A 24,737-nucleotide genomic window follows, 5' to 3' on the forward strand; every position below is an offset into this window, starting at 1 on the left:
CCGCCTCGCGGTCTTGAACGCTGGTGCGCGGCGCACAATGGGACGGTGGCCGACGGTGAGTGGGTGCGGTACCGGCGAATGCCGAACCGCCCGGTGGAACTGATGCACGCGCACTTCGAGCGGCACGTCTATCACTCGCACAGCCACGAGACCTACTCCTTCGGCTTCACCGAGTTCGGTGCGCAGAGCTTCGATTGCCGCGGCGCCGCGCGGACCAGCGCGGCGGGCATGGTGATGGCGTTCAACCCGGACGAGCCGCACAACGGCCACAGCACCACCGAGCAGGGCTTCACCTACTCGATCGTGCACATCGGCACCGAGTTGGTCACCGACGTGCTGTCCGATCAGGCGGGCCGTCCGACCGGGCTGCCCCTGTTCGCCGACCCGGTGCTGCGCGATCCGGTGCTCACCTCGGCGCTCCGTCGCCTCTGCGCCGGCCTGACCGGCCCGGCCACCGCACTCGCCGCCGACGAGGCGCTGGCCGCTTCGGTCGCGGCGCTGGTGCAGCGCGGGGCGCGCCGACCCCGGGTTCGCTCGACGGCCCGGCCGGACGCGGCCGTCGCCCGTCGCGTGCGCGTCGTCCTCGACGACCGCTATCTCGACCCGCTCTCCATGGACGACCTGGTCGAGGCGAGCGGTGCGAGCCGGTTCGCGCTGTATCGCGCGTTCCGGGCGAATTACGGCCTCGCGCCGAGCGATTACCAGCGCCTGCTGCGTTTGCGCGCGGCCAGGCGCCTGATCGCGGCGGGCCGCCCGGTCGCCGAAGCGGCCACCGCCGCCGGTTTCGCCGACCAAGCCCATCTCACCCGGTGGTTCCGGCGTTGCTACGGCATCACCCCTGGCGTGTACGCCGCGGCGTGACCGCTCGATCCGGTCTCACTCCAGCCCCTGCGGGCGGGGCCAGGGGTTGTCCTCTCGGTCTTCGACCGACTGGTTGAAGCGCGCGATGAGCCTGCTGAACTGATCGACGTCGGCGTCGCTCCATTCGGCTACCACCGCGCCGATACCCTGGCGGCTCTGCTTGCGGTCGGAGGCCAGGAAGTCCAATCCCTTGGCGCTGGCGCGGATCTTGCGGGCGATGCCGCCGTCGGGGTCGGGCACCCGGTCGACCAACCCCTGTTTGAGCATGGCCCCGACCTGACGGTTGATCGTGGAAATGTCCAACCGGAACGCTTCGGACAGCTCGCGCAGGCTCAGCGGGTGGTCCAGTTCCAGCCTGGTCAGGATCAGGTATGCCGAGCGGTCGAGCCGGAAGCCGGGACGGCGTAGCAGTGCGGCCGGGAAGTGCCTGGACAGCAGCGAGAGTTCGAAGGCGAGGCGGGTCAGCGCTGCGCTGTCGCCTGGGCCGAAATCGGACATGCCCCACTATGTCGCGCGTATCACGCCGAGATCAAATTGTGCACCATGCACATGATATGTACCGTACATATGTGACTGTGGCTGCCGACGCGTCCTCGACCGTCTCTGGTTCCGGCGATCGGCGCGGGCCTGCGCCGGCCCTGCTCATCGCGACGCTCGGCATGGTCGGTGTCGTCGTCTCGCTGATGCAGACGCTCGTCATTCCGATCATTCCGTCGCTGCCCGCCCTGTTGCACACCTCGGCGTCCAATGCCTCCTGGGTCGTCACGGCCACACTGCTGGCGGGCGCGGTGGCGACCCCGATCAGCGGCCGTCTCGGCGACATGTTCGGCAAGCGCCGCATCTTGTTCGCGAATCTGCTTCTGCTGGTGGCCGGTTCGGTGGTCTGCGCGTCGTTCTCCACGCTGCTGCCCGAGATCGTGGGACGCTCCCTGCAAGGTGCGGCGGTCGGGGCCATTCCATTGGGCATCAGCATCATGCGGGACGAATTGCCCGCCGAGCGGGTGGGTTCCGCGATGGCGATCATGAGCGCCACGCTCGGCGTCGGCGGCGCGATCGGTCTGCCGGTCGCGGCGGCCATCGCGCAGAACGCGGACTGGCACGTGCTGTTCTGGACGTCGGCCGGGCTCGGCGTCGTCTGCGCCGCACTGGTCTTCGCGTTCGTGCCGGAGTCGCCGGTACGAACGCCCGCCCGGTTCGATTTCGGCGGCGCGATCGGGCTGTCGGTCGCGCTGCTCGCGTTGCTGGTGGCGATCACCAAGGGCGCGGATTGGGGCTGGGCCGGCGCGCCGATCCTGATCCTGTTCGCGGTTTCGGTCGTGGTGTTCCTCGGCTGGGGCGCTTTCGAATTGCGCCAGCGCTCGCCGCTGGTGGACCTGCGGGTATCGGCGCGCCCGAGAGTGCTGTTCACCAATGTCGCCTCGATCGCCGTGGGATTCTCGCTCTACGGCATGTCGCTGACCTTCCCGCAGTTGCTGATGGCGCCGGAGCAGACCGGATACGGCTTCGGGCTGTCCATGGTCAGCGCGGGATTGGCGCTGGCGCCGACCGGTTTCGTCATGATGCTGCTCTCCCCGGTGTCGGCGCGGCTGTCGGCGAGCCGGGGACCGAAGGTCACCCTCGCGCTCGGGTCGTCGGTGATCGCGGTCGGCTACCTGTGCGCGGTGGTCCTGATGAACAGCGTCTGGGAGATCATGCTCGCCTCGATGATCGTCGCGGGCGGTGTCGGTCTGGCGTACGCGGCGATGCCCGCGCTGATCATGGGCGCGGTGCCGATCACCGAGACCGCGGCGGCCAACGGCTTGAACTCGCTGATGCGCTCGATCGGCACCTCGACCTCGGCGGCGGTGATGAGCGTGGTGCTCGCGCACATGACCATCCAGTTCGGCCCGCACCTGCTGCCCTCGCGCGAGGGGTTCCACACCACCTTCCTCATCGCGATGGCGGCGGCGCTGGCCGCGATCGCGATGACCGCGCTGATCCCGATGCGGAAGACGGCCGACGCGGCGACCACCACCGGGCATTCCTGACGTCGTCCTCGGAATCAGGCGTTCGCGACGGCAGCGGTGTACCGGCGGCCGAGGGTGCGGATGTGGGCGACGAGTTCCGGGGGGCCGTCGACGCGGAAGTCCATCATCAGCATGGACAGGTAGATGGCGATCGTCTCCAGTGCGTCCGCACCCGTGTAGAGGACGCAGGTGTCCGCGTCCACTGCCTCGACCACCCCGACGGCGGGGTTGATCCGGGCCACGACGGTCTCGGCGGGCGCGAGCACGGTGACCCGCGCCTGCACCTTCCACCCCGTGGTGGCGATGTGGCGCATGACGAAAGCGACCAGATCGTCGTCGGGGAGTGAGCGGGCGGCGAAGCGGCGGGAACTGGGCTCGGCGCGAAGGACCGCGGCCAGCGCGATCGCGCGCCAGGAGTGGTCTGCCAAGCTGTAGGCGACCAGGTACCAGCGGCGCTGCCAGTTGATCAGCCGGTACGGCTCGATCTCGACGGAGGATCCGGCTCCGGCTTCCGCGATCCGGACCGTCGCACCGTCGCGGATGGCGCCGGCCAGGGTGGTGAGCACCGCGGCGGGAACCGGCGCGTCCGGCTCCCGCGATCCGGTCGTGGCCGGGCCGATCGCCGTCGCTTCGCGCAGCGCGGACACTTTGCGCTGCAAGCGTTTCGGCAGGATCTGATCCAGCTTTCCCAGAGCTTTCGCGACGTGCTCGACGATGTCCGCGATGCCGGTGGAGCCGTCCTCGGCGAGCCCGACCGCGACCGCGACGGCCACCGCCTCGTCGTCGTCGAGCAGCAGGGGTGGCATGGTCGTGCCGCGCCCGAGCCGATAGCCGCCGATCGCGCCGCGTGCGGCGTGCACCGGGTAGCCGAGCTCGCGCAGACGCTGGATGTCGTGGCGCAGCGTGCGATCGGTGACGCCGAGGCGTTCGGCGAGTTCGCGCCCGGTGTGCGCGCGGTCTTGGAGCAGCGCCAGCAACCGCAGCAGACGCGTCGTGGTCGACGCCACTTTTTCCTCCTCGGCCTATTAGGAACAGAAATAGCCTAATTGCCGCATAGCCTGATGTCAGTAGCAAGAACGAAGCGAAAGGCTCCGACATGAACGCCACCTCCACCGCCCTGCAGACCGTCTGGCGCGATGTGCTCACCGACTCCTACCGCGCGCTGGAGACCGTGGTCGCGGGCGTCGGCGCGGACCAGTGGCACCTGCCCACCCCGTGCTCGGAATGGGATGTGACGCAGGTCGTTCAGCACGCCGCGGGTGATCAGCTGGCCTTCGCCCAGTTCCTCGGTATCGGCGACGGGCCGGCGTACAACCCGTTCGCCCCCTCCGGCGCGATCGACGGGACCGCATCGGACCTGGTGCGCGAGGCCGTCGAGCAGACCTCCGTCGCCTGGGCCACGGTCGACGACGGCACCGAGACCGTGCCGACGCCGCTGCCGCACGGCGCGCTCGCCACCCCGGTCGCCGCGGTCATGTGCGCGCTGGACGCCGCGGTGCACGCCTGGGACATCGCGGTCGCCACCGGCCAGCCCTCGCCGCTGACCGATGAACTGGCCACCCACCTGCTCACCGCGGCCCGCGCCATCCATCCGGCGCCGGGGAGCGGCGCGGCGGCCGAGATCGTAGAACCGTTGCGCCAGTGGGGCGCCTACGCCGCGATCGTGGACGGCCCGGCCGACAGCACCGCCGTCGCGGCCCTGCTGCGCTACCTCGGGCGCGAGCCGCGCGCCTGAGCGCAGGCCGATGGTTTGCCGGTCGCCCCACCCGCGGCGACCGGCAGCCTGTTCGGGTCACACGGTGACCCGGACAGCGACAGGAGTTCATCGCCCCGTTCCAGCGTCTCCTGGTTCATCGGCATGGTGCGACCGTAGGTGTAGCGAGCCGAAGCGTGCTGACCGGGCGCGGGCGTTCCCGGCACTCGCCCGGCCGAATAACCCGTGTACGACGAGGGCTAGCGCGCGGTGACGAAACCCTGCGCGACCATCCAGTCTCGCGCCACATCCGCGGGTTCGCGTCCGTCCACGTCGACCTGCCGGTTCAGCTCGGTGATGGTCTCGTTGGTGAGGCGCTGCGAGATCGGGGTCAGCACGGTGACGACCTGCGGATGCGCCTCGGCGAAACTCGCGCGCATCACCAGCGCCGCGTTGTACTTCGGGAAGAAGCCGCGATCATCCTGCAACAGCGCCAGATTCAGCGCCGGGATGCGTCCGTCGGTGGCGGCGACGGAGCCGAAGCGGCACTGTTTGCCGTCGGCGGTCGCCTGGTAGACCACGGCGTCCTGGACGATCTGCTTGCGCACCTTGCCCGCGTCGATCTCGTATTTGCGGGTCAGGCCGGGGAATCCGTCCTGGCGGACGTTGAATTCGGTGCCGACGCAGATGGACGCGGCGGCCGGGTCGGCGTCGACCAGCCGGGCGTAGTCCGACAGCGTCCGCACGCCGGTCTCCTGCGCGGTCCGGGCGCTCATGACCAGCGCGTAGGTGTTGTTCATCGGCGCCATCGCCGCCCACACCATGCCGTGCTCGGCGCGGTCGGCGTCGCGAACCGCCTCGAACTGGCCGATCTCGTCCGGCACCGGCGTCTCGTTGCCGAGGTAGTTGATCCAGCCGGTGCCGGTGTAGTCGTAGGCGATGTCGATCTGCCCGTGCAGCTGGGCGTCGCGCACGCTGTTGGAGCCCTGGATGTTGGTCAGGTCGCGCACGTCGGCGCCCGCTGCCGAGAGGGCGAACTCGATGAGATACCCGAGGATGTTCTGCTCGGTGAAATCCTTGGAGCCCACCGTGATGCGCACACCTTCGAGCTCGGGCACCGGTCCGATGCTGCCCGGACCCACCCGCAGCGGCACCGCGCCGCCGGATTGCAGCCCGCACGCGGCCACCAGTGCCATACCGAGCGCCAGCGCGAGTGTGCGCCACGCGCGGGTCATCTCAGCCCCCTCGGCCCGAGGAATGCTTCGGCGAGCGCGCCGAGCCAGTCCACCAGCAGGGCCAGTGCCACCGCGAGCACCGCGCCGACCACCAGGGTCACGTTGTCGCGCAGCTTGTAGCCGGTGTCGATCAGGATGCCGAGCCCGCCCGCGCTCACCAGGAACGACAGCGTCGCGGTGCCGACCGCGAGCACCAGCGACGTGCGCAGCCCGGCCAGGATGTAGGGCACCGCGAGCGGGAATTCGATGCGCCGCAGCACCGTCGCCGCCGACATCCCCTGACCGCGGCCCGCGTCGACGAGCGTCCGGTCCACCTGCTGGTAGCCGAGGATGGTGTTGCGCAGTACCGGAAGCAGCGAGTAGAGCGCGATCGGCGCCACGCCGATCCAGAAGCCGGTGGTGCGGGTGGCCAGATAGAACAGCACGATCAGGCCGATGGCCGGTGCGGCCGCGGCCATGTTCGCGATGCCGACGAAAACCGGTGCGAGACGGCGGAATCCCGGCCTGGTGAGCACGGTGCCCAGCGGGACGGCCACCGCGACGACGATCAGCACCACGGTCGCGGTGATCAGCGCGTGCTGCCAGGTGACGGTCGCGACGTTGCCCGCGTTCAGGCTGGCCTGCTGCGTGACGGTGAGGTCGCGGGCGTACGCCCACACCAGCACGCCCGCGGTGAGCGCGAGCACGAGCGCGGGCTGGGCGACCAGCCGGATACGCTCGGCCCTGCGCTGGGCGGCGGGTGACACTGCGGTGGTCATGGCGCGCCGTCCGCCGCGGCGTGGTCGGCGCCGTGCTCGGCGCGCAGGGCCGACAGATGGCCGATCAGGGTGTCGATGGTGATCAGCCCGGCGTACTCGCCACGCGTCCCGGTCACGACCGCGGTCGCGTTCTGGTAGGTCAGCAGTGCCTCGAGCGCGTCCTGCAGAGTCGATTTCAGCGACAACGTCTCCGGCACCGGCGATCCGACGTCGCGCAAGGACGCGGCGTGCGCCAGCTGTTCGGCCGAAACCCACCGGCGTGGGCGGCGCTGAGCGTCCAGCACCAGCGCCCACGGCCAGTCCCGGTCCGCGAGCGCGGTGCGCAGCTGCTCGACCGTGTCCTGCTCGCTCGCGGTGGGGCAGTCGCCGAGTTCGACGTCCCGGACCCGGGTCAGCGTGAGCTGCTTGAGCGAGGCGTCCGCGCCGACGAAACCGGCGACCGTCTCGTCGGCCGGGTCGGCCAGGATCGCCGCGGGCGTGTCGTACTGCAGGATGCGGGATCGGTCACCCAGCACGGCGATGCGGTCGCCGAGCTTGACCGCCTCGGTGAAATCGTGGGTGACGAAGACGATCGTCTTGCCGAGTTCGCCTTGCAGGCGCAGCAGCTCGTCCTGCAGCAGTCCCCGCGTGATCGGATCGACCGCGCCGAACGGTTCGTCCATCAGCAGCACGGGGGGGTCGGCCGCCAGCGCCCTGGCCACGCCGACCCGCTGCTGCTGGCCGCCGGAGAGCTGGCGGGGATAGCGGTCGCGGAAGGTGTCCGGGTCCAGACCGACCAGCTCCAGCATCTCCTCGACCCGTGCCGCGATGCGCCGCCGGTCCCAGCCGATCAGGCCGGGCACGGTCGCGACGTTCTTCGCGATGGTCAGGTGCGGGAACAGGCCCGCCTGCTGGATCGAGTAGCCGATGCCGCGGCGCAACCGGTCGGGATGGATCGTGGCCGCGTCGCGCCCGTCGATGGTGATGGTGCCCGAGGTGGGCTCGATCAGCCGGTTGATCATCCGCATGGTGGTGGTCTTGCCGCAGCCGGACCGGCCGACCAGGACCACGATCTCACCGGCCGGGACGGTCAGCGAGACCTGGTCGACGGCCGGATCGCGCTGTCCCGGATAGTGTTTGGTCACCGAGTCGAGCACGATCTCGACGCCGGAGACGACCGATGCGGCGGCGCCGCTGGTTTCGGTGTCAGTCACGAATTCCCCTCGAGGTGGTGAGCCGTCCGATCAGGACGTAGATCCCGTCGAGCACGAGGGCGAGCACGACGACGAGGATCGTGCCGACCAGAGCCTGCGGCACCGCGTTCGGGCTGCCGAGGCGCGCGAGTCCGGAGAAGATCAGGTTGCCGAGCCCGGGGCCTTTGGCGTAGGCGGCGAGCGCGAGAATCCCCATGATCAGCTGGGTGCTCACCCGCATTCCGGCCAGGATGGCGGGCCAGGCCAGCGGCAGTTCGATCCGGGCGAGTACGCGCAACCGATTCATCCCGACCCCGCGCGCCGCGTCGGTCACGGCTGGGTCCACCGAGGCGAGCCCGATGATGGTGTTGCGCATGATCGGCAGCAGCGCGTACACCACCAGTGCCGTGATCGTCGGTGCGACACCGAGGCCGAGGAACGGGATCAGCAGGCCGAGCAGCGCGAACGACGGCACGGTGAGCACCGCGCCGGCCAAGGCGGAGGCGATCGAGGAGCCGAGCGGGCTGCGGTAGACCAGAATTCCGATCAGCACCGAGACCACCGTGGCCAGCAGCACCGATTGCACCACGGCCGAGACGTGCAGGTATGAGTCGACCAGCAACTGGTGCCGGCGGTGCACGATGAATGTCCACAGCGTGTCCAGGGCCGTACCTCCCCATCGGCTGGTCTCTCCGGAGACTAGCGCGGTTGTCCCGGTGCCGTAAACGATTTCGGCTCGTAAGGGTTGCCCGGCCACGCGGTAGGCGAAACCGATCAAGGTGTCGCCGGGAACTGTTGGGCGCGCTCGCGCGTCGAATTCCATAAGGTCGACATCGGCAGCACAGGACGAATCGGGGGAAAGATGACACAACAGGTGGGAGTGCGACCGGGGCGGTGGATCGCGTTCGCGGTGGTGGTGCTCTGTGTGGCTGCCGCCGGGATCGCGGGCGGCCTGTGGTGGCAGGACCGGGCGGACCACCGGGCCGTCGTAGGCGAGCGCCTCACCGAGTTCCCCGCACTGGACCGTTCGGCGCTCGATGCGGCCCAGGCCGGAATCGTCGCGGTCGCCGAGCGGGAGTTCGCCGATCCGGGTGCCGGCACGAAATACGCGGAAGGCGTCGAGGAGGCGTGGTGCGCCGATTTCGTCAGCTGGGTGCTGCGGGAGGCCGGTGCTCCGCTGGCCAACCCGAATTCGGGCTCCTGGCGGATACCCGGTGTGTACACGTTGCAGGAGTACTACGAAAGCGTCGGCCGGTTCGTCCCCGCGGGGTCGGGTTATCGGCCGCGCACCGGTGACGTACTGCTGTACCGGGAATCCAGCCCGTTCGGGCAGCACACGAACCTGGTCCTGCGAGCCGACGCGGGCCAGGTGACCACGATCGGCGGCAACGAGTACGGCGAGGTCCGAATCCACCGCTTCGCGCTGGACGACGTGCCGGGTGTGGTCGGTTTCGGGCGATTGTGACACTCACCCTCGAACAGCCGCGTCTGTCCGATATGCGGGTGAAACGGCGTGCCGGATAGTCCTAGGATGGAGACGGCGGCGCCCGGCAGCGCCGTCGCCGGTCCCCGCCCTGCTTCCCCCTCATCGGCAGGACGGGGATCTCGGGCACAGCAGCGCGTTCCGGGGCGGGACAAGATCGGTCGCGTACCGTGTCGGGTGTCCATCGAAAGGTGAGGGTTCCGGGACTACTGATGCATCCGACCGACGACGCGGGTAGTGCGCCCGGCTGGATCGACTACGCCGAGTTCGGTGAGCGTTTCGTCATACACGCCGTGAAAGCGGCGCGGATCGAGTCCGCCGTCTCGGGCATGGCGGGCCGCGGCATCACCATCGGCCCGGTCTCGATCGGCCCGGCCGGGCTCGCCGGTTTCGTCGCCGAGGGGAAGGTCGGCACCCCGCGCGTCCTGGACAGTGGTCCACGCGTGGCCTTCGAGGTCACCGTCCCGGTGTCGCTCACGCTGAAGGTGCTGCTCGGTGGCCGGAAGCTGCGCCTGGAGGCCAGGGTCGAAATAGATCTGACCTTGCACGCCCGCACCGCCGAACCCGTGCTCATCATCATCGACATCCCGCCGATCACCCAGCGCGACATCAGCTTCGTCCTGCGCGCCCAAGCGGTGGACTCGGCGTGGGAGTGGCTGCTCGACCCGATCGCGGGCGTTGTGCAGCGGGAGGTCGCCTCCCGGGTCAACGCCATGCTGGCGGATCCGCACACCCGACGCGGCCTGGTGTTCGACGTCGAGGCCATGGTCGCGGGCAAGCACTCGCCGCATCGGGACAAGACCGCGTTCGACTGGATCGGCTACGGCGAGTTCGGTCACCGATTCTTCTCCCGCATCGTGACACGCGAACGGGTGTACGACGTCGTGGAGCGGTTGGCGGGCCGGCCGATCGAGGTCGGACCGCTGCGGACGGGGCCGCGCGCCGGTGTCGTGGTGACCGTCCGCGGCGCGGTCCGGATACCGCGACTGGCGGACCGAGCGGCGGACCCGGTCGCGTTCGCCCTGACCTTGCCGGTGAGCCTGGACATCACCGTGGACGTGCTGAAAGCCAATCGCTATCGCGCCGACCTCGAGGTGCCGCTGATGCTCACCGCCCGCGCCGCCGACCCGTTGCGCGTGGTGATCGACGTACCGCCGCCGAACCCGGCGGACATCCGGATGGAGTTCACCGCGCACGGTGCGCGAGCAGCCGCCCTCGGTGCGCTCGCCGGGATCAAGAAACAGGTGGTGGCACAGGTCGCGGCGGTGATTCGCAAAGAACTGGCCGATCCGGCGATGCGCACCATCGACGTCGCCGCACGCGTCGACGGCGTCGCTTGAGCCTCGGTACGGCGTTTGCTTCCTGTGGCAAATGTGAAACGTGTTTCTCCTGGGTCTAGCGGTTCTGATGTGAATGTGGTGAAATGAGTTCACGTTCGAGGCTCCCGGCGCACATCAGGTATGGGGAAGGTGCGCCGGGCACGCTGCTATCCATATCGGGGTTGCGCGAAGGAGTCCACGATGCGTTCCAGCTCGGTGTCCCGGCGTGATCTGTTCGTCTACGCGGCCGCCGCGGCCGTGGCCGGCGTGACCGCGGCGGCGGCCCCGGCCTCCGCCCGGCCCTCGCTCGGCACCCTGATCGATTACGCGGGCGGCGTGCCCTCGGCCGCGGCGATCCGCGACGCGGGACATCTCGGCGTGATCCGCTACGTGTCCGATCGCAGGCCCGGGGCCGAGTGGATGGCGGGCAAACCGCTACGCTCCGCCGAGGTCGACGACCTCAAAGCGGCGGGTCTGCAGATCGTTTCGTGCTACCAGTTCGGCAAGGGGCCGTCTGCGGACTGGCGCGGCGGGCTGGAGGCGGGCAAGCGGCACGCCGAGCGCGGGCTCGCGCTGCACCGAGCGGCAGGCGGCCCCGACAACGTGCCGATCTACGCGTCCATCGACGACAACCCCTCCCCGGTCGACTTCGCCACCATGATCGCGCCGTACCTGCTGGGCTGGCAGTCTGTGCTCGGCAAGGAGAACACCGGTGTCTACGCGAACACCCCGACCATCGAGCTCGCCCAGGCCGCGGGATTGTGTTCCTGGTACTGGCAGCACAATTGGGGCACCCCGAAGGGTTTCGTGCACCCCACCGCCCATCTGCACCAGTTCGAGATCGACAAACGATCCATCGACGGGGTGGGGATCGATGTGAACAACGTGCTCACGCCCGAATACGGGCAGTGGTGAAACGGAATCCGTCTGCCGACTGCCGTACCGCGCAGAATCCTTGACGTCCCCCACACGCCAGTGGCTGCCGAAACCGGGCCGATAGCGCAGGAGCTACACGCAGAATTCAGGTCCGCAGCCGCGACCGGCCCGGCTCTGGCAGCGGAATTCGTAGTCGCTGCACCGACCTCCAAGTCTCGGAGGTTGCGCGCACGTGACGGTTCCACCGACATCCGATGTCCTCGAGGCGAGAGCCGAGAGAGCTTCCCCCTGTCCACCGGAGTTGTCAGGTCATCGGTCCAGCGGCGTGAATCCCGATCGCTGTGCGCGTCCGGCCGCCAGTCAGTGAGTATCGCGGCACGCATGCCACGTGCCCAGCGCACCTCAACCACGTATTTCGAGCGAAGCGAGAGCGAGCATTGTCCGTTCGCGGCGCGGCTCGCGTCCGAGCGGCCGCCGCGTCCGCGACGAAGTCGCCAGCGGCGGTCGCTCGGACGCGAGCCATAAAGGGGCCGCGAACACGCCGCGCCGAAGGCGCGGCCAAAAATTACGTCTGGCAGTGGCTCATCGGTGCGACGCGCAAGTCGGGTTCGTCGTCCGGGACGACGCGCAGCGACGGGCGGCTGTCCGGCGCTTCGTGGTCGCCGAGCCAGGAGAACAGCGACCACCGGGACACGCCGGAGAACGCGGAGCCGAGGCTGGCGAAGGAGAACGACGAGATCGCCGAGCCGAACGACCCCACCGACCCGATCGACAGCACCGAGCCGACGCTGCCGATGGACAGGATGGAGTAGGCCGATCCGATGGACAGGATCGACCCTTCGGAGCGGATCGACAGGATGGATCGGTGTGAGCGCCTGCTCCGGATCGAATGACCCGGCCGTGTCGAACAGGCCGTGGATTTCGAGTAATCGGTGGTCGCCATAGTTAGCGGTCTACCACAGTCCGGACCGCTCATGGGGCGAGGCGGCGGATCTGTTGGAGGTCTTCGCGGCGAACGACGAGGGCGGCGATCCCGATGGGATCGCCGCCCTCGGCGGGAAGGCTCAGCCTACGGTGAAGAATCCGAGCGTCGGCAGGAACGAGCAGGTCCGCGGCGCGTCGTCACCGGACTTGGTGGTCAGCGAACCGGAGACGACCGCGACGACACGGCCGAAGCCGGTGTCGGCGATCGCGGACAGCGTGGCGGGCCCGTCGGGGTTGATCTTGGCCTCGTCGGTCAGCGGCTGGACGCCGGACTGGCGGGTGTCGAGGTTGAGCCACTGCACCGTCATCGGCGGGTTCTGCACCGGCGTCGGCGACTTGGTGCCGAGGGCGGTGAAGACGAACCCGGTCTGACCGGCCTGCGGTCCCGGCGGCGGCAGCGTGGCCGGGCCGGGCACGGCCAGCGCGGTGCCGACGGAGTCGGAGGTCGGGCCGATGCAGCCCTTGCCGATGGTCGGGTACAGGAACTGCGCGATCACCGGGCCGTCCTGCGGCACCTCGGGGCCACCGCCACCGCTGCCGTCCAGGAAGGTGATGATCCGCTCCAGTGTGGACTTGATCTGCGGCGGCAGGTTCAAGGTGGCCAACAGCCTGCGCGCCTGATCCAGGATGGCCGACTGCGGGCCCGCGATACCGGCGGGGCTCGCGATATCCGCGGGGCCCGCGATGGCGCCGACGATGGCCGGGGCGAGCGCGGCCAGCGCATCCACCGGAACACCTTCGGGAACCATGGGAACGCTGTTCGTTATCGCCGCGGGGGCGGTCGCGGGGGCCGCGATTGCTGTCGTCGGCGCGGCGAGCGTGGCACTCGCCGCGACGGCGAGTGCGGACAATGCGATCCGCGATCCTCGGGTGCGAAGCACTGGTCTGGCCGTCCTTACCTCGGGTACATCTGGGTTCGATTGCTAAAAGCCATCGTTTCGGGGTCACTCTAGGGACATTGCGGCTACGTGTACAGCCGCGGCGTCCGAAAGGCGCCGGGGACGATCAGTGTTAGCAGAACATACCGTGCCCTTGTGTTACTGGTGTGAAAGTTGATGCAAATGTTACCGGTGGTTCAATGGGTGCGCCGACCGCATTCGCGCTGCGGTTAATCTAATCCGTGCCGTCCGCGCTGTCGCCAGAACATCGAAGTCCGGGCGCGCCGAACCGACGCACCGCACCCGAGCCGAAAGCCAGCGATTTGAATCGTCACCTCCGATGGGCTGTGTCGATGCTCGGCCTGTCCGTGCTGGCCCGGCTGCTGTGGATGCTGTTGTCCCCGAATGGGATGAACCTGGTCGACCTGCACGTCTACGTCGGTGGGTCGGCCGCGCTGCTGACCGATCAGCTCTACGACTTCACCTATGCGGAGAAGACGCCGGACTTCCCGCTGCCCTTCACCTATCCGCCGTTCGCGGCGCTGGTCTTCTTCCCGCTGCACTATCTGCCGTTCACGGTGGTCGCGGTGGCGTGGTTGCTGGCCATCGCCGCGGCGCTGTACGCGGTGGTGCACATCGGTTTCGAGCTGATGTTCGGGGCCGAGCGGCTGCGCTCACCGCAGTGGCGGGCCGCAACTGTCGGCTGGACCGCGCTGGGGCTATGGCTGGAGCCGGTGCGAACCACGATGGACTACGGCCAGGTCAATGTGTTCCTGGTGCTCGGCGGGATGCTCGCGGTGCGCAGTTCGCGGTGGTGGATCTCCGGCGGGCTGGTCGGGATCGTCGCGGGCATCAAGCTGACGCCCGCGATCACCGGCCTGTATTTCGTCGCGCGCAGGCGCTGGGGCACCGTGGCGTGGTCGGCGGTGGTTTTCGGCGCGACGGTCGGCGTGAGTTTCCTGATCGCCCCCACCGAGGCGCGCCGATACTTCGGCACGCTGCTCGGGGACGCCGATCGGATCGGCCCGGTGGGCTCGGTGTGGAACCAGTCGTTGCGCGGCGCCCTGAGCCGGATCCTCGGTTACGACGTGGAATCCGGCCCGTGGTGGATCGCGTCCGTGGTCCTGGTCGCGGCGCTGGCATTCCTGGCTTGGCGCGCGCTCGCCCCCGACGACCGGCTCGGCACCCTCATCGTCGTGCAGCTGTTCGGGTTGATGATCTCGCCCATCTCGTGGTCGCATCACTGGGTCTGGTTGCTGCCGACGGTGCTCTGGCTGGTCTACGGCCCGCTGCGCCGAGCGCCCGGCGCGCGGATCGTGGCCGGATACTGGCTGGTGACCATGCTCGTCGGCGTGCCGTGGGTGCTGTCGTTCTTCCAGGACTCGATCTGGACCATCTCCCGCCCGGGCGTGCTGTCCTGGCTCGGCGCCGTCGACGTGCTCGGCGTCGTGGTCTTCTACCTCTGGGTGATCCGCTTCGGGCCCCGGCATGCCCGCTTGGGCCCGCACGAGGAAACGCGCGTACCGACCGAAGGGCCCGCGCGCGCCGCATAAATGCCACCGCCCGCTCGGGCTCGAACGTGATCTTCAGGGCTGGCTCCGGTCCCGGCCACGGCGCGATAACAGCGGAGAAATCCGACTGCCCGCAAGCATGGTGGCCCGACCACCGGTTTCGAGCGGAGCGAGAGCGAGCATGTGCTGTTCGCGGTGCCCGGCTCCTCTCCGAATGGTCGCCCGTTCACCACGATCACCGGTCGACCTGACGATCAGCCGCTCCAAGTCGCCCGCACTATGTGCTGCGCTCGACTACCAACGCGCCCGGCGTACCCCAACTCCAGGTTTCGAGCGAAGCGAGACCGAGCATGCGCCGTTCGCGGCCCGGCTCGCGTCCGCGACGCAGTCGCCAGCGGCGGCCGCTCCGACGCGAGCCACCCGGGGGCCGCGAACACGCCGCGACGAAGTCGCGGCGAATTCAACACAACCGATCTATCTCGTGAGCCAGGGCGACGTCGAGCGCGGTGAGCCCGCCCGCGGAATGGGTGGACAGACTGAAGGTGACTTTGCGCCAGCGGATGTCGATGTCGGGGTGGTGATCGGCCTCCTCCGCGGCCTCGGCGACCCGGCGCACGAGTTCGATGCCCGCGGGAAAGGTGGGCGCTTGGACAGTGCGGACCAGGTTGTCCCCTGATCTGGTCCAGTCCGGCAGTTCGGTGAGGGCCTCGGCGATCTCGGTATCGGAAAGCAGTGTCTGCTGGGCCATAACACTCCTTACTACTCACCTCGGGCCGCCCCGGAAAGGGGGGCGGCGGGGGTCAGGCTGCGCGCGCTTGCTTGAGTGCCTTCTTCAGATCCTTGCCGGTGACTCCGGCTGCTTCGCACTTCTTCATCCGCATGATGACCACGGGGCACTTCAAGCAGCGCGTCTTCTTCCGACAGCACTTCTTCTTCGGTTTCAGGCTCGAAACCTTCTTTGCTTTGACCTTGCCCACGGCGGTTAGCTTACCCTAACTACAAAGCCTGAAACGCGGGGCGAAACGGACTGCCGGTAGGGTGTTACTGGCCGCGATGCCCGGTGAGTTTCGATTCTCCACCCGTTTGCAAGGAGCCCGGCGTGAGCGTCAGGACCCGGAGGCGGCTGCCTGCGTAACCACGTAGGGTCCACTCACGCCGGACACCGAGCACCGTCGGCGCCCCACACCGAACAGCAGGAGGATTCAGGCGTGTCGTCTGCACGCGATTTCCGCAACGTCGCCATCGTGGCCCACGTCGACCACGGCAAGACGACCCTGGTCGACGCCATGCTGCGCCAGTCGGGCGCCTTCGCCGAGCGGGCCGAGCCCGTCGATCGCGTGATGGACTCCGGGGATCTGGAACGCGAGAAGGGCATCACCATTCTCGCCAAGAACACAGCGGTGCACCGGCATCATCCGGATGGCTCGGTCACCGTCATCAACGTCATCGATACCCCGGGTCACGCCGACTTCGGCGGCGAGGTCGAGCGCGGCCTGTCCATGGTGGACGGCGTGGTGCTGCTGGTCGACGCGTCCGAGGGGCCGTTGCCGCAGACCCGGTTCGTGCTGCGCAAGGCGCTGGCCGCGTCGTTGCCGGTGATCCTGGTCGTCAACAAGACCGACCGCCCCGACGCCCGCATCGAGGAGGTCGTGGAGGAAAGCCACGACCTGCTGCTGGACCTGGCCTCCGATCTGGACGACGCCGCCGCCGAGGCCGCCGAGCTCGCGCTCGACCTTCCGGTGCTGTACGCCTCCGGGCGAGAAGGCAAAGCGTCCAAGGAACGTCCGGAGAACGGCAACGCCCCCGCCGCCGAGAATCTCGACGCGCTGTTCGACGTGCTGCTCGAACACATCCCCGCGCCGAAGGGTGATCCGACCGCGCCGTTGCAGGCGCACGTCACCAACCTGGACGCCTCGGCGTTCCTGGGCCGCCTCGCGCTGGTGCGCATCCACAACGGCGAACTGCGCAAGGGGCAGAACGTGGCCTGGATGCACGCCGACGGCGTCAAGCAGGTGAAGATCACCGAACTGCTGCAGACGATCGGCGTGGAGCGTCAGCCCGGTGAGCTCGCCGTGGCGGGCGACATCGTCGCCATCGCGGGCATTCCGGACATCATGATCGGCGACACCCTCGCCGACATCGACGAACCCGTCGCGCTGCCGCGTATCACCGTCGACGAGCCGGCCATCTCGGTCACCATCGGCACCAATACCTCGCCGCTGGTCGGCCGGGTGCAGGGCCACAAGCTGACCGCCCGCATGGTGAAGGCGCGCCTGGACCAGGAACTGGTCGGCAACGTGTCGCTGCGCGTGCTCGACATCGGCCGCCCGGACGCCTGGGAGGTGCAGGGCCGTGGTGAGCTGGCGCTGGCCATCCTGGTCGAGACCATGCGCCGCGAGGGCTTCGAGCTGACCGTCGGCAAGCCGCAGGTGGTCACCAGGCAGGTCGACGGCAAGGTGCACGAGCCGTACGAAGAGCTGACCATCGACTGCCCCGACGAGTACCTCGGCGCGATCACCCAGCTGCTGGCCGCGCGCAAGGGCAAGATGGTGCAGATGAGCAACCACGCCGCGGGCTGGGTGCGCATGGAGTTCATCGTCCCCTCGCGCGGCCTGATCGGCTTCCGCACCGACTTCCTCACCGAGACCCGCGGCACCGGCATCGCCAACGCGGTGTCGCACGGCTACGCGCCGTGGGCGGGCGAGATCCGGGCCAGGCACACCGGCTCGCTGGTCTCGGACCGGTCGGGCACCGTGACGCCGTTCGCGATGATCCAGCTCGCCGACCGCGGGCAGTTCTTCGTGGAACCCGGCGCGGACACCTATGAGGGACATGTGGTCGGCGTGAATCCCCGCGCGGAGGATCTCGACATCAACGTCACTCGGGAGAAGAAGCTGACCAACATGCGCAGCTCGACCGCCGACGTGATCGAGACCCTGGCCAAGCCGCTGCAACTGGATCTCGAAGGCGCGATGGAGTTCTGCGCCGCCGACGAGTGCGTGGAGGTCACCCCGGAAGTGGTCCGGGTGCGCAAGGTGATCCTCGGGGGGAACGAGCGCGCGCGGGAACTGTCGCGGCGCAAGGCGCGCGACCGCGCGGCGCTGTAATCTCTTCCGGCTGAACGGGTTCCGGGGTCGCTGCTGGCGACGCCGGAACCCGTTCCGGTGGAGCGCCTCGAGGTGGCTGCACGCGTTGTCCGCGTGATCGCCGCGCAGGAGGGCCGCGTACGGGTGGGTCGACATCGCAATTTGTTCCGATAGGTCGTGAATTCGCTGTGAACGTAGCCTGTCCGAGAGCGATTTGTAATTGCTGGGTGCCGGGGTCGCAGTGGATCGGAAAGCTGCCGTTACCAGTGTTCGCTGGCCCTATGTTTCGGAATTGATTCCGCTAGTCGTTCAGTCCATGTGACACATGGATATGTGTAATGAGCGAGACATGTGGATAATCGATTCCGGGTGATTTCGGTCGGTATGAAAAATTGTGAACCATCGGCGACGAGAGACTCATATCGGAGATCTCCTTCCGATCGGGAAGACTGTCGCGGGGGACTGTGTTCGCGGCGCTGTCTCGCTCCGCGCATGTGGCCGATATAAGCTCCCGTCCGGCGGATTGCTCGCGGGACAGAAGTCGGCTTGACGTGCAAGTATCGTGCCAGCTGGGTGGCTCGTCGGCGCTACTGCCCGATACCGCTCGGCAGGGCCGAGTTTCCGCGCCGTTCAACGTGCCGGGGCAATTGTTCACTTTCGGAGCGCGGCGATGCCTCCTCCGGTTCTGCGGCCGCCGTTGCCGTGCATCCTCCGGCTTTCCGCGCGCCGGTCCGCAACCGTTATCGCGGCGGTGGCGGGTACGCCGAATATTTGCCGAGGTTTGACACCGTACGGCGCGCGACCTCATCGACCGGCGGCGCGCTCGCAGTTTCTGCTGCGCCGATAACAGCTCCCTCGCGGCGATTCCGTCGACGTCGGAAGGAATCTGCGACCGGACTCGACCGTACGGTAGAGTTCCCGAGCGTGAAAGTGGGCGCAGGAAAACGCGCAGCGTGGCGCACGTTGTTGCCGGCCGTGGCAGTGCTGACCTTGATCAGCAGCTGTGCGGCGAACCCGCCGCCGCCCATCGAGAGCACCGACAGCCCGAAGACCACACCGGTCAAGCCCGCGGAGACGACCGTGGTGGTCGCCTTGGACACCATCGGTACCGCCTTCAATCCGCATCTGCGCTCGGACCAGTCCCCGGCCACCTCGGCGATCGCCTCGCTGGTGCTGCCCAGCCCGTTCCGTCCGGTGCTCGATCCGGCGCGGCCCGGAGCGACGGCCTGGGTGCCGGATTCGTCGTTGCTGATCTCCGCCGAGGTGACCGCGCAGGAACCGTTCACCATCACCTACAAGCTGCGCAACGAAGCGTCCTGGTCGGACGGGGCGCCGATCGCGGCCGAGGACTTCCGCTACCTGTGGCAGGAGATGATCTCCGAACCGGGCGTGGTCGATCCGGCCGGATACCGGTTGATCTCGGATGTGAACTCGTCGGCCGGTGGCAAGACGGTCACCGTCGTGATGTCGCAGCCGTATCCCGGCTGGCACGAGTTGTTCTCCGATCTGCTGCCGTCCCATCTGCTCAAAGACGCCCCCGGCGGGTTCGCCCGGGGAATGAACGGTCAGGTCAACGGCGTCCGCGTGTCCGGGGGCCCGTTCGGGATCCGCTCGGCGGACCCCGGTCGCGACGAGATGCTGCTGGAACGCAACGACCGCTTCTGGGGCACACCGGCGATGCCGGGTCAGATCCTGCTCCGCCGCGGCGGCACCACCGCGCAGCTGGCGGGCTCGCTGCGCACCGGTGACGTCCAGATGGCGCTGGTCCACGGCGGTGTGGCCACGCAGGCGCAGCTGGGGGCGATTCCCTCGGTGCGGACCGCGATCATGCCGCAGTCGCGGGTGCTGCAACTCGCGCTCAACGGCCGCAAAGGTGAACTGAGCGATCCGCGGGTGCGCTCGGGTGTGCTCGCGCTGCTGGATCCCGCGCTGCTGGCGACGGTCGGCGCGCAGACCGGCAATTGGGTGGAACCGGCTCGCGCTCAGGTGCTCGCGCCGTCCGACCCCGGCTATGCCCCGACCGCCCCGGCGCGGCCGTCCGCGGAGGAAGCGTTCGGGCTGCTCGCCGCCGCGGGGTACGGGCGCGCGCCGGAGCCACCGCCCGCCACCTCCCCGACCTCGCCCGCACCGCAGCCGCGCACCGTCGGGAAGGACGGCAAGCCGCTGGTCGTGCGCATCGGCGCGGTGGACCGGGACGCGACCGCCCTGGCGGTGGCCAACACCGCCGCCGACCAACTGCGTAGCGCGGGCATCGACGCGACGGTGCGCAGCGTCGCCGCCGACGAGCTGTACGGCAAGGAACTGATCGAGGGCACGGTCGACGCGATCGTCGGCTGGGAGGTGGCCGGTTCCGATCCGGCGACCGTGCTGGCGTCGCGTTACGGATGTCCGCCGCCCGCGCTGCCGGGGGCCACCGGCCCGGCGCAGGCCATCGCCGAGGCGGCGCAGCGCGCTCCGAGCAACCTGTCCGGGGTGTGTGATCCGGCCCTGCAACCCGCGATCGACGAGGCCCTGCGAGGCGGCGATGTGGCACGCGTGCTCGCCGAAGCGGAGCCCAAACTGTGGGCTATGGCGACGGTGCTGCCGATCGTGCAGGACAACGCCGTCGCCGCGTCCGGTCCCCGGGTGGACGGCGCCTCGCTCAGCGGCGCGATCCAGGTCGGCGTCTTCGGCGACGCGTCCATGTGGCGCAGGATCCCGTGACGGTGGCGACCGGCGGGCTGCTGCTGGTGCACGCCCATCCCGACGACGAGTCCATCACCACCGGAGGGACGATCGCGCTCTACCGCCGTCGCGGCGTGCCGGTCACCGTGGTCACCTGCACCCTGGGCGAGGAGGGCGAGGTGATCGGCGACGAGTGGGCTCTGCTCGTCGCGCAGCACGCCGACCAGCTCGGCGGTTATCGCGTGCTGGAGCTGACCCGCGCGTTGAAAGCGCTGGACGCGGGGCCGCCGCTCTTCCTCGGTGGCGCGGGCCGCTGGCGCGACTCCGGAATGGCGGGCACCCCCGCCGCGAACAAGCCGCGGGTCTTCGTGCGCTCCGGGGACGAGGCCGTGCGAGCTCTCACGGACGTTGTGCTGCGTCTGCGACCGCGCGTGGTGGTCGGCTACGACCCGAGAGGTGGCTACGGCCACCCGGACCACATCCGGGCGCACGAGATCACCACGGCCGCGGTGCGGGCCGCCGCGGGCGAGGGCTGGGACACCCCGAAGTCCTACTGGACCGTCACCGACGCCGACATGCTTCGCGCGCACACCACCGCCCTGGCCCGGCGCACGGCTGCCGGCCTGCCCGGCGCGCTGCCGCCGGGTTGGCGGCTGCCCGCGGAAGGCGAACTCGCCAGCGTGCCCAGCCACGAGGTCACCACTACGATCGACGTCTCCGACGTGCTGGCGGCCAAGCGCGCCGCGCTGCGGGCGCATGCCACTCAAGTCACCGTCGCGCCGTCCGGTCGGGAATTCGCCCTGTCGAACAATGTCGCCCAGCCGGTGCTGCCCGAGGAACACTTCATCCTGGTGCGAGGTCGACGCGGACCGCTCGGTCCGGACGGCCGGGAGCACGATTTGTTCGCCGGAGTGGAATGACGGAATCCCGGCGATCACGCCCGGCGATTCTGCGTTGCCTGAGGGTTGCCGCGCGCACTACTCGCGTGGTGGTCCGACCGGCGAATTTCCCGGTGGTCGTCGGCCCGCCCGCCGACGGAGAGAACTGATCATGCGCCTGGGAGCGCCGGAATAGACTCGGCAGTATGTACAACTGGGAGCTCCAGAGCGCGATCGCGGCGTTCGTCGACAGTATGCGGCCGCACTGGCAGGAACAGCACGATCTGTATATGACCGTGCTGTACGCGTTCGCCGATATGCAGAGCCACCTGTTGACCCTCCTCGGCTATCCTCCGGTGCCGTGACGACCAAGGTCGACGACCACGCAGGCGATCATGCTCCCGTGGCGTCCGGCGGCACCCGGCTGTCAGGAGGCATCGTCCTGGGGCAGGTGATCATCGTGCTGCTGATCTTCGACGCTCTGCTCACCTTGGCGCTCGAGGTGCTGTACCTGCCGACCTATCTGGGCTCCCTCGCGTTTCCGGTCTCCGTCGTGGCGGCCGGGGTGGTGAACGTTCTGCTCGTCGCGGGCGTGCGAACGGTCACCCGGCGCCCCGCGGTCATGGGTCTTCCCGTGGTGGCCTGGGCGTTCGGCTTCCTGGTCTGCGCGAGCAGGGGGCCGGGCGGTGACATTCTGCTCGGCAGTGATTGGCGGACGGCGCTGTTGCTGTTCGGTGGGCTGCTCCCGCCGCTGGGGTACATCTACATCCAGGCGAACGCGCACGTCTTCAGCCGCCATTGAGCCGGGCGGGGTCGAGCCGGCGCCGAATGCCGCGGCCTGTCCGCACGCTGCGTCTGCGGGACGCGGCGGTCGGCGATCCGCGGCTCCCATGGGTGCGGCTCGGTCTTGGTCACTACGGCGTCCATTGAACTCGGTGGTCGCTCGGCAACCGATCAGCGACACCGATGCGCGGGTGCTCAGCGCGCGGCGGTCAGCCCCGGAGTGACGTCTTCTATGAGCCGCCATGCTTCGTGGGCCGGAAGGTCGACCACCGCGTAGCGCTTCTTGCCCGCCGCGGTCGCCGCGACCACCGTGGCGACCCCGGCGCGCCGCTGGAACAACGTCTGGCGCACCGTCCAGCCGATCACGCCGGGCGCCTCCAGGCAGTCGCGATCCCGGTCGAGCGATCCGGTCCGGGTGATCAGCCAGGGCGGGCCCGCGGCCGAGCGGGGGAGCACCGCGTGCCCGAGGCCGCGGTAGCGGTCTTCCGCGAGTGCGAGCGCGAGCGGCAGGGCGAGGCCGGGCAGTAGCCACCACCACGGCGAATAATGCTGTCCGGCAAGGGAGATGGCGGCCAGCACCGCCGCGACGAAGACGACCGGTGCGAGCGCGCGGGAATGCCTGCGGCGCCGCGCGGCCGGGCCGTGCGCGATCAGCGGGGTGCTGCCCGGCGCCGGGACGGTGCGCGTGTCCGACGCCCCCGCGCCCGTGGGCCGCGCGTCGGGACCGCCGGGTAGGTCGCTGTCGCGTATGTCGTCGGGGGCGAGCAGATGGCCGAGGGTGTGCTCGACGGCGCCGCGCGGGGCCTGCGGCAGAATCTTCTGCCGCGGGTTCTCGCCGGTCATGATCGCTTCGAGTTCGGCGCCGCCCGCCAGGCGCAGCAGCAGTGGTTCCTTGACCGTCGCCCCGCGCAGCCGCGCCCGGTCGAGGGTGATCTGGCGGGTGGTGAACAGTCCGTGGCGCAGCTGCAAGGTCTTGCCGTCGTCGCGGACGCGTAGCCCGAAATAGGTGGTCAGATAGTGCGCGCACGCCGCACCGCTGACCACGAGGACGATGGTGCACAACAGTGCGGCCCCGGCGAACGCGAGGACGAGCGCGCCGCCGTCCTCCACGTCGTGCACCGCGTCCGACCGGAACACCACCTCGCCGAGCCCGTACTGGAACGCGAGGCCGACGATCGGCGCGATGATTGCGAACCCGGTCAGCGACAGCGGGGCGTAGCGCACCCAGGCCGGACTCCAGTGCCCGATCTCGCGCCCCCGGGTACGTGTCCCGGTGAAGCCACCGGATACGTTCTCCCGCGGTTGTTCTCGATCCTCTGGCGCGTGTGCCGGACCCGCCGTGTGGGCGAGCAGCGCGGAGCGCAACGGCGGTACGACCCGTGTGTTCAATGCGTCGAGCTTGAACTGCTCGCCCGAGTCGGCCTGCTGGCCGGTCCCGATCGCGAGCACCGCGAGCCCGAGAATCCGGTGCAGCAGGTCCGCCTCGATGTCCACCGAGCGGATCCGTGATCGCGGCACCGACAGTCTCTTGCGCGCCAGCAGTCCGGTTCGCAACTCGACGTGCGTCGGCCCGACCCGGTACGTCGTGGTGAACCAGCGGGTCAGCGCGAACCCCACGATCAGCACGATCGGGATGATGCTCCACATGGGGTTGCCGCTGCTGGTACCGAGGATCACCGACCCGATCAGCACCGGGATGAACTTCACCACCTCGGTGATGGGATGGACCAGCAGCATCCGCTTGTCCAGCCGCTGCCACGGTTGCTCGGCCTGCGCGGGGTCGGCGGCCGGCTCGCCGCTCATGTCGCGTCGCCGCGGTGCTGGGCGGCGATGCGGGCCAGCCGCGTCACGGTCTCTTCGGCCACCGGGAGATCGAGCGCGCTGATCTGGACCGCTCCCGCGGAGGACGCCGTGGTCACGGTGACCGTGGCCAGTCCGAGCAGGCGCTCGAGCGGACCGCGCTCGGTGTCGACGGTCTGCACCCGCGAGATCGGCGCGACCCGGCTCTCCTGGGTGAGCCAGCCGACCCGGGTGTAGACCGCCTCGTCGGTGACCTCCCAGCGGTGCACGGCGTACCGCCACCACGGCGCCACCCCGACGTTCAGCGCGGCAGGCACGAGCGCGACCAGCAACCATCCGAGCTGCCACCCCCGGTGCGTGGAGTCGAGCACCGCCCACACCAGCAGCGCCGCGAACGGGATCGCCCAGGCCAGCGCGGCCTGCACGGTCCACAGGAGCTTCGCCTTCGGACTCGGGCGCCAGGCCGGACCGGCCATGATCGTGCGCGGCTGCGACATGCTGCCAATATTTGCACGGCCACGCCCGCGCTGTCGCAGGCAATCGTCAGCGCCTCACGGTGGCGCCGCGGACCTGGCACCGAGACCGCGTGCTCCTGCGACTCGGCGGTGCTCACCCGGGCCACCGGAGAAGGCGGAGCGCGGGCCCTGCGGCGCGCGGCGCCCTGGAATAGCCTCGGGCACCGCACAGTTGTCAACGCTCAACGGCGCCCCCGTCCCCGCGTGGGCTTCGTGGTGAGCGGAGCAGTGGCCC

Annotated in this window: 24 protein-coding genes; 12 read left to right on the forward strand and 12 right to left on the reverse strand. The window is 69.4% G+C overall.

The features are described from left to right. Window positions 1-45: 45 nt before the first annotated feature. Window positions 46-861, forward strand: coding sequence for an AraC family transcriptional regulator (locus LTT66_RS18910; RefSeq protein ID WP_233059971.1), 816 nt, complete (start codon window positions 46-48; stop codon window positions 859-861). Window positions 862-876: 15 nt separating this feature from the next. Here LTT66_RS18910 and LTT66_RS18915 read toward each other — a convergent pair whose 3' ends face one another. Further along, window positions 877-1,359 carry a MarR family winged helix-turn-helix transcriptional regulator gene (locus LTT66_RS18915; protein WP_181723188.1) on the reverse strand — a complete coding sequence of 161 codons (483 nt, stop codon included), beginning with the start codon at window positions 1,357-1,359 and terminating at the stop codon, window positions 877-879. Window positions 1,360-1,430: 71 nt separating this feature from the next. On the opposite strand from LTT66_RS18915, the gene LTT66_RS18920 reads away from it, so the two are divergent. Continuing rightward, entirely contained in the window at window positions 1,431-2,888 is a 1,458-nt protein-coding gene (locus tag LTT66_RS18920) for an MFS transporter (RefSeq protein WP_233059972.1), read from the forward strand. A gap of 14 nt (window positions 2,889-2,902) precedes the next feature. On the opposite strand, the gene LTT66_RS18925 is transcribed toward LTT66_RS18920, so the two are convergent. After that, on the reverse strand, window positions 2,903-3,874 hold the full coding sequence (locus tag LTT66_RS18925; RefSeq protein ID WP_233059973.1) for a helix-turn-helix transcriptional regulator: 972 nt from the start codon (window positions 3,872-3,874) through the stop codon (window positions 2,903-2,905). An 89-nt stretch (window positions 3,875-3,963) separates the two neighbouring features. On the opposite strand from LTT66_RS18925, the gene LTT66_RS18930 reads away from it, so the two are divergent. After that, window positions 3,964-4,602, forward strand: coding sequence for a TIGR03086 family metal-binding protein (locus tag LTT66_RS18930; RefSeq protein WP_233059974.1), 639 nt, complete (start codon window positions 3,964-3,966; stop codon window positions 4,600-4,602). Between the two features lie 218 nt (window positions 4,603-4,820). Here the strand turns inward: LTT66_RS18930 and LTT66_RS18935 are convergent, their stop codons facing one another. The 4 genes from LTT66_RS18935 to LTT66_RS18950 are packed head-to-tail and all read right to left on the reverse strand — an operon-like array spanning window position 4,821 to window position 8,389. After that, window positions 4,821-5,795: a glycine betaine ABC transporter substrate-binding protein gene (locus LTT66_RS18935; RefSeq protein ID WP_233059975.1), complete on the reverse strand. Its 975-nt coding sequence runs from the start codon at window positions 5,793-5,795 to the stop codon at window positions 4,821-4,823. Then, complete coding sequence (locus LTT66_RS18940) at window positions 5,792-6,553, reverse strand: ABC transporter permease (RefSeq protein ID WP_233059976.1); 762 nt, start codon at window positions 6,551-6,553, stop codon at window positions 5,792-5,794. The genes LTT66_RS18935 and LTT66_RS18940 overlap by 4 nt, the downstream gene beginning before the upstream one ends. Beyond that, a complete protein-coding gene (locus LTT66_RS18945) occupies window positions 6,550-7,746 on the reverse strand; it encodes an ABC transporter ATP-binding protein (protein WP_269821962.1) in 1,197 nt (398 codons plus the stop codon). Before LTT66_RS18945 ends, LTT66_RS18940 begins: the two co-directional genes overlap by 4 nt. Beyond that, the gene (locus tag LTT66_RS18950) at window positions 7,739-8,389 is read right to left on the reverse strand and encodes an ABC transporter permease (protein WP_181723234.1); all 651 of its coding nucleotides are present in this window, start codon (window positions 8,387-8,389) and stop codon (window positions 7,739-7,741) included. Before LTT66_RS18950 ends, LTT66_RS18945 begins: the two co-directional genes overlap by 8 nt. 198 nt (window positions 8,390-8,587) lie before the next feature. On the opposite strand from LTT66_RS18950, the gene LTT66_RS18955 reads away from it, so the two are divergent. The 3 genes from LTT66_RS18955 to LTT66_RS18965 all read left to right on the forward strand — a co-directional run bounded on the left by LTT66_RS18955 (window position 8,588) and on the right by LTT66_RS18965 (window position 11,442). Further along, window positions 8,588-9,190, forward strand: coding sequence for a CHAP domain-containing protein (locus tag LTT66_RS18955; RefSeq protein WP_233059977.1), 603 nt, complete (start codon window positions 8,588-8,590; stop codon window positions 9,188-9,190). Window positions 9,191-9,420: 230 nt separating this feature from the next. Continuing rightward, entirely contained in the window at window positions 9,421-10,548 is a 1,128-nt protein-coding gene (locus tag LTT66_RS18960; RefSeq protein WP_233059978.1) for a hypothetical protein, read from the forward strand. A gap of 180 nt (window positions 10,549-10,728) precedes the next feature. After that, window positions 10,729-11,442, forward strand: a complete 714-nt coding sequence (locus LTT66_RS18965) for a DUF1906 domain-containing protein (RefSeq protein ID WP_233059979.1) — start codon at window positions 10,729-10,731, stop codon at window positions 11,440-11,442. A 526-nt stretch (window positions 11,443-11,968) separates the two neighbouring features. On the opposite strand, the gene LTT66_RS18970 is transcribed toward LTT66_RS18965, so the two are convergent. Both LTT66_RS18970 and LTT66_RS18975 read right to left on the reverse strand, forming a co-directional pair. Continuing rightward, window positions 11,969-12,346 carry a hypothetical protein gene (locus tag LTT66_RS18970; RefSeq protein ID WP_195033439.1) on the reverse strand — a complete coding sequence of 126 codons (378 nt, stop codon included), beginning with the start codon at window positions 12,344-12,346 and terminating at the stop codon, window positions 11,969-11,971. 121 nt (window positions 12,347-12,467) lie between these two features. After that, entirely contained in the window at window positions 12,468-13,268 is an 801-nt protein-coding gene (locus tag LTT66_RS18975; protein ID WP_233059980.1) for an Rv1157c family protein, read from the reverse strand. A 344-nt stretch (window positions 13,269-13,612) separates the two neighbouring features. Here LTT66_RS18975 and LTT66_RS18980 point away from each other — a divergent pair, with 344 nt between their 5' ends. Continuing rightward, window positions 13,613-14,818 carry a mannosyltransferase gene (locus LTT66_RS18980; protein WP_456299727.1) on the forward strand — a complete coding sequence of 402 codons (1,206 nt, stop codon included), beginning with the start codon at window positions 13,613-13,615 and terminating at the stop codon, window positions 14,816-14,818. 418 nt (window positions 14,819-15,236) lie between these two features. On the opposite strand, the gene LTT66_RS18985 is transcribed toward LTT66_RS18980, so the two are convergent. Both LTT66_RS18985 and LTT66_RS18990 read right to left on the reverse strand, forming a co-directional pair. Beyond that, window positions 15,237-15,524 carry a 4a-hydroxytetrahydrobiopterin dehydratase gene (locus LTT66_RS18985; protein WP_043697419.1) on the reverse strand — a complete coding sequence of 96 codons (288 nt, stop codon included), beginning with the start codon at window positions 15,522-15,524 and terminating at the stop codon, window positions 15,237-15,239. 52 nt (window positions 15,525-15,576) lie between these two features. Then, window positions 15,577-15,753 carry a hypothetical protein gene (locus LTT66_RS18990; RefSeq protein WP_085994939.1) on the reverse strand — a complete coding sequence of 59 codons (177 nt, stop codon included), beginning with the start codon at window positions 15,751-15,753 and terminating at the stop codon, window positions 15,577-15,579. Window positions 15,754-15,984: 231 nt separating this feature from the next. Here LTT66_RS18990 and typA point away from each other — a divergent pair, with 231 nt between their 5' ends. From typA to LTT66_RS19015, 5 genes are all read left to right on the forward strand, one after another. Then, window positions 15,985-17,883 carry a translational GTPase TypA gene (typA, locus tag LTT66_RS18995; RefSeq protein ID WP_233059982.1) on the forward strand — a complete coding sequence of 633 codons (1,899 nt, stop codon included), beginning with the start codon at window positions 15,985-15,987 and terminating at the stop codon, window positions 17,881-17,883. 903 nt (window positions 17,884-18,786) lie between these two features. Continuing rightward, window positions 18,787-20,565, forward strand: coding sequence for an ABC transporter family substrate-binding protein (locus LTT66_RS19000; RefSeq protein ID WP_408638646.1), 1,779 nt, complete (start codon window positions 18,787-18,789; stop codon window positions 20,563-20,565). Continuing rightward, window positions 20,562-21,446, forward strand: coding sequence for an N-acetyl-1-D-myo-inositol-2-amino-2-deoxy-alpha-D-glucopyranoside deacetylase (gene mshB, locus LTT66_RS19005; protein ID WP_233059983.1), 885 nt, complete (start codon window positions 20,562-20,564; stop codon window positions 21,444-21,446). The genes LTT66_RS19000 and mshB overlap by 4 nt, the downstream gene beginning before the upstream one ends. 164 nt (window positions 21,447-21,610) lie before the next feature. Further along, complete coding sequence (locus LTT66_RS19010) at window positions 21,611-21,769, forward strand: hypothetical protein (protein WP_174188148.1); 159 nt, start codon at window positions 21,611-21,613, stop codon at window positions 21,767-21,769. Then, entirely contained in the window at window positions 21,766-22,206 is a 441-nt protein-coding gene (locus LTT66_RS19015) for a hypothetical protein (protein ID WP_233059984.1), read from the forward strand. Before LTT66_RS19010 ends, LTT66_RS19015 begins: the two co-directional genes overlap by 4 nt. Window positions 22,207-22,382: 176 nt before the next feature. Here the strand turns inward: LTT66_RS19015 and LTT66_RS19020 are convergent, their stop codons facing one another. Both LTT66_RS19020 and LTT66_RS19025 read right to left on the reverse strand, forming a co-directional pair. Then, window positions 22,383-23,990, reverse strand: coding sequence for a PH domain-containing protein (locus LTT66_RS19020; RefSeq protein ID WP_233059985.1), 1,608 nt, complete (start codon window positions 23,988-23,990; stop codon window positions 22,383-22,385). After that, window positions 23,987-24,484 carry a PH domain-containing protein gene (locus LTT66_RS19025; RefSeq protein ID WP_233059986.1) on the reverse strand — a complete coding sequence of 166 codons (498 nt, stop codon included), beginning with the start codon at window positions 24,482-24,484 and terminating at the stop codon, window positions 23,987-23,989. The genes LTT66_RS19020 and LTT66_RS19025 overlap by 4 nt, the downstream gene beginning before the upstream one ends. Window positions 24,485-24,737 lie beyond the last annotated feature (253 nt).

This window comes from Nocardia gipuzkoensis (assembly GCF_021183645.1).
Taxonomy (GTDB): Bacteria; Actinomycetota; Actinomycetes; order Mycobacteriales; family Mycobacteriaceae; genus Nocardia; species Nocardia abscessus.

Bases quoted from the DNA above. Each gene is read 5' to 3' on its own strand.
- LTT66_RS18915 (WP_181723188.1), bottom strand. From the start codon at position 1,359: ATGTCCGATTTCGGCCCAGGCGACAGCGCAGCGCTGACCCGCCTCGCC.
- LTT66_RS18930 (WP_233059974.1), top strand. From the start codon at position 3,964: ATGAACGCCACCTCCACCGCCCTGCAGACCGTCTGGCGCGATGTGCTC.
- LTT66_RS18935 (WP_233059975.1), bottom strand. From the start codon at position 5,795: ATGACCCGCGCGTGGCGCACACTCGCGCTGGCGCTCGGTATGGCACTG.
- LTT66_RS18940 (WP_233059976.1), bottom strand. From the start codon at position 6,553: ATGACCACCGCAGTGTCACCCGCCGCCCAGCGCAGGGCCGAGCGTATC.
- LTT66_RS18955 (WP_233059977.1), top strand. From the start codon at position 8,588: ATGACACAACAGGTGGGAGTGCGACCGGGGCGGTGGATCGCGTTCGCG.
- LTT66_RS18960 (WP_233059978.1), top strand. From the start codon at position 9,421: ATGCATCCGACCGACGACGCGGGTAGTGCGCCCGGCTGGATCGACTAC.
- LTT66_RS18965 (WP_233059979.1), top strand. From the start codon at position 10,729: ATGCGTTCCAGCTCGGTGTCCCGGCGTGATCTGTTCGTCTACGCGGCC.
- LTT66_RS18970 (WP_195033439.1), bottom strand. From the start codon at position 12,346: ATGGCGACCACCGATTACTCGAAATCCACGGCCTGTTCGACACGGCCG.
- LTT66_RS18985 (WP_043697419.1), bottom strand. From the start codon at position 15,524: ATGGCCCAGCAGACACTGCTTTCCGATACCGAGATCGCCGAGGCCCTC.
- LTT66_RS19010 (WP_174188148.1), top strand. From the start codon at position 21,611: ATGTACAACTGGGAGCTCCAGAGCGCGATCGCGGCGTTCGTCGACAGT.
- LTT66_RS19020 (WP_233059985.1), bottom strand. From the start codon at position 23,990: ATGAGCGGCGAGCCGGCCGCCGACCCCGCGCAGGCCGAGCAACCGTGG.
- LTT66_RS19025 (WP_233059986.1), bottom strand. From the start codon at position 24,484: ATGTCGCAGCCGCGCACGATCATGGCCGGTCCGGCCTGGCGCCCGAGT.